Annotated in this window: 4 protein-coding genes; 1 reads left to right on the plus strand and 3 read right to left on the minus strand. The window is 75.7% G+C overall.

Annotated features, from left to right (window positions below; translation table 11 throughout):
- Window positions 1-22: 22 nt before the first annotated feature.
- The 3 genes from OUY22_RS36170 to OUY22_RS36180 all read right to left on the minus strand — a co-directional run bounded on the left by OUY22_RS36170 (window position 23) and on the right by OUY22_RS36180 (window position 2,525).
- Window positions 23-460 (minus strand): hypothetical protein, encoded by a 438-nt coding sequence (locus tag OUY22_RS36170; protein WP_270159827.1) that lies wholly within the window; start codon window positions 458-460, stop codon window positions 23-25.
- 5 nt (window positions 461-465) lie between these two features.
- A complete protein-coding gene (locus OUY22_RS36175) occupies window positions 466-1,110 on the minus strand; it encodes an RNA polymerase sigma factor (RefSeq protein WP_270159828.1) in 645 nt (214 codons plus the stop codon).
- A gap of 71 nt (window positions 1,111-1,181) precedes the next feature.
- A complete protein-coding gene (locus OUY22_RS36180) occupies window positions 1,182-2,525 on the minus strand; it encodes a S8 family peptidase (protein WP_270159829.1) in 1,344 nt (447 codons plus the stop codon).
- 156 nt (window positions 2,526-2,681) lie between these two features.
- Here OUY22_RS36180 and OUY22_RS36185 point away from each other — a divergent pair.
- Window positions 2,682-3,478: tetratricopeptide repeat protein (locus OUY22_RS36185; RefSeq protein ID WP_270159830.1), on the plus strand; the 797-nt coding region annotated here is incomplete at its 3' end.

The following is a 3,478-nucleotide window of genomic DNA, read 5'->3' on the forward strand; positions in this document are numbered from 1 at the left end:
GCCGGGTCCTGGCGAGGCCGCGTCAGACGCGGATCCACGAGGTGACCACCGGGCCGCCCGAGGGCGGGACCACCCGCAGGCGCAGCGGCCCCGGCGTCAGGGCGTCGGCCGAGAAGCGGCCCAGCCCGTCGGAGCGCACCCGCTGCTCGCCGTCGCGGCCCTGCACGCGGATGTCGGTCGCCACCGCCGGGGTCAGCCGGCCCATCAGGCGCCGCCCGGCCACCTCCAGCTCCACCTCCACCCGCGCCGTACGGAAGGTGAGCAGCCGGGGCGCCCCGGGCCCGCGGACCCGCGTCGCCGCCTGCTCGTCCCACGAGTCGAAGGCGAGCAGCGCCAGCTCGGCGTCGAGGGTGCGCAGGGTGAACGCCAGCATGGCGTCCTCCAGCAGCTCCGGCGGCACCGGGTCGAGCACGCTCGCGATCGCGCGCAGCTCGTTCTCGAGAGCGAAGTCGTCATCCATGTCGTTCACCTGGAACCCCCGGCTCGTCCTCGTCGCTCCACCAGCATGCCGAGCCGCTTCAGGCAGCGTCCCCGCATGGGTCCGATGCTGCCCACCGCGATGCCCAGGCCGGCGGAGATCTCCTGGTAGGTGGGCCTCGGCGAGGCGATGAGGGCGCGCAGCAGGAGCCGGCAGCGCTCCGACAGCTCCTGGAAGGCGTCCCAGACCTCGCGGGCCCGCTGGGCCTCGGCGACCTCCTCCTCGGCTTCGAGCAGCAGCAGCTCGGGCGAGCGCTCGTCCACGTCGAACCCGATCAGCGCGATGTCGCTGACGGGGACGGCCCGGCCGCTGGTGCGGATCACGCGCAGCGCCTCGTTCCTGGCGGTGGCGGCCAGCCACGCGCCGGCCTTCTCGGGGTCGCGGATCCTGGTGAGGTGCTCCGCGAAGCGGAACCAGGTGGTCTGCGCGACGTCCTGGGCATCGGCCGCGACCGGCAGGTGGGCGCGCGCGACCGCCCACACCAGGCCGCTGAAGCGCTGGTAGAGCCCCCTCCAGGCGTCGGCGTCGCCGTCGGCGGCTGCTTTGACGAGGGCTGAGGTCTCATCCAGCGCGGTGTCGTCCAGGGCGTCGTCCACAGCGTCGTCCACGGCGTCGTCCACGGTGTCGTCCACGGTCCTTTTCAGTCCTGAAGCGGAAAGCTCATGATATTTCGTGAGCCGCTCCAGAACAGGAGAACGTCGCGTCACCGCAGGTAACCGCTGAGGTCCGGCACGGGCAGCCGCCCGGCCACGAGCTGTGCCGCCGCCTGCCGCGAGGAGATGCCCGCCTCCGACATCCGGGCCGCGATCAGCCCGGCCACGATCGGCGTGGCGAAGGACGTGCCGCTCCACTGCGCGAGACCGGTGAACGTGGCCGTGTCGCCCGCCTTCATCGGCCCCACGCAGGTGCAGCCGGAGTACAGCGGGGTGGCGGCGTGACGGCAGGACGTGCCGTGCGGGTAGCCGTAGGTGTACTGGCCGGAGGCGAAGGCGTTGACCAGCCGCTCGCCCGGCGCGTACACGGTCACCCAGGGGCCGTGGTTGCTGAAGCACGCCCTGCCCTGGCCGTCCTCGCGCAGCGCGCCCACCGAGATCACCAGGTCGCCGGAGGAGTTCACCGGCTCCCCGGCGTACGCCGCCGGCCAGAACGGGTCGGTGCCGCCGTCGTTGCCCGCGGCCGCCACCAGCACCGTCTCCGGGTGCAGGGTCAGCTCGGCCATGAAGTCGGCCAGGCCGAGCAGCGCCGCCGCGTCGCGGGACCTGGTGCCGGCCGACAGCGACAGGATGTCCGGCCACCCGTGGGCGGCGAGCGTGTCGCGGATGGCCAGGCCCAGCTCGTCCTCCGGCACCGCGCCCGCGTACGGGAACGTCCGGTGGACCTGGACGTCCGCGGCCGGCGCGGTGCAGCGCACCACCCCGGCGACGAACGTGCCGTGCCCGGTGTACGGGCCGATCACGCCGTCGGCGACCTCGTCGGTGACGTCGCCGCCGACGGCGGGGATGGCCGGGTCGCCCGAACCGGCGGCCAGCCACTGGTGGTCGAGGTAGCCGGGCACCAGCCCCGTGTCGAGCACCGTCACCCGCACCCCGGCCCCGGCGTCGCGGGCGGCGCGCGGCGGGCGCAGCGGCCCCGAGGCCGGCACGGGCTCGTCGCCGGGGCACAGGTTGACCCCCGCCACGGTGACCAGGTGGACCGGGGTGGCGCGCACCCGGCGGCCGGCGAGCGTGTCGGCGACCATCCGGGCGCCCCGGTCGCCGACGTACAGGCGGCGCACCGACACCCGGCCCGCGTCCCGCTCCGGCGGCCACACCACCTGCGGGTCGGCCTCGCCCGGCACCAGGTCCATGACCATGTTGGCCGCCCGGTCCAGGTCCTGGGCGGGGACCAGCACGTGCCCGTCGAGCTCGGCGTAGGCGGGCTCGACCAGGGAGCCGGGCGCGGCGCCCTCCGGTCCCGCGACCGCGCGCACGCCGTCGGGCAGGGCGGCGTTCACCACCTCCAGCTGCGCCCAGAAGCGGGCGTCGCCACCCGGATCCGGTGTCGTCATCGTTACGTTCCTCCCGGGAGTCCGCGTCGGCCGGTGGGAAGCCCGCCCGCCGGCCCGTCGGGCGGGGTTCCCATGCTTATGAGCGCCGGGGCCCGCGGCTGATACATCGCGGGGGTCCGCGTGGACGCCGCCGGGGACCGGCTCTACGATCGATGCGTGTCTGGGGCCCGCGAACCCGGCGATCCGCATGACGTGCTCGCCATGGTGTTCGCGCGCCCGAAGGAGGCGCTGCGGGCGGCCAGGGCCATCCTGGCGGGCGGGCGCGGCCCGTACGACTCCTCGATCGCCCGGCAGGCGATCGGCATCCTGCACCGCGAGTTCGGCGACCTGGAGGCGGCGATCGCCGAGCTGCGGCAGGCCGTGCGGCTGGCCCGGCGGTCCGGCTCGCCCGACCGGGAGGCCGACGTGCTGGCCACCCTCGGCATCGCGCTGGTGCACCGCGGCCGCACCCGCTCGGGGCTGTCGGCGCTGGACTCGGCCGCGGGCCGGGCCAGCGGCACCACCCGCGCCCGCGTGCTGTTCCGACGGGCCGGCGCCCGCTGGATCCTGGGCCGCCACCGCGAGGCGCTCGACGACCTCGGAGTGGCGGCGCCCGCGCTGCGCCGGGCCGGCGACACCGTGTGGGCCGCCCGGGCGCTGAGCCTGCGCGGGCACGTGCAGCTCGCGCTCGGCGGCGTCAAGGACGCCGACGCCGACTTCAGCGTCGCGCAGCGCATGTTCGCCACCACCATGCAGGAGCACGACTCGGTGGTCGCCGTCCAGAACCGGGGCGTCGCCGCCTTCGTGGCCGGTGACCTGCCCACCGCGCTCGCCCTGCTCGACGAGGCCGACCAGGGGTTCCGGCGGCTCGGCACGCCGATGCCCGACCTGGTCGCCGACCAGTGCGCGGTCATGCTCGCCGCTGGGCTCGCCCGCGAGGCGCTGGAGCAGGCCGACGCCGGGCTGCGGCTGAT

Origin of the sequence: Nonomuraea corallina (assembly GCF_027620315.1) — a bacterium.
Classification (GTDB): domain Bacteria; phylum Actinomycetota; class Actinomycetes; order Streptosporangiales; family Streptosporangiaceae; genus Nonomuraea; species Nonomuraea corallina.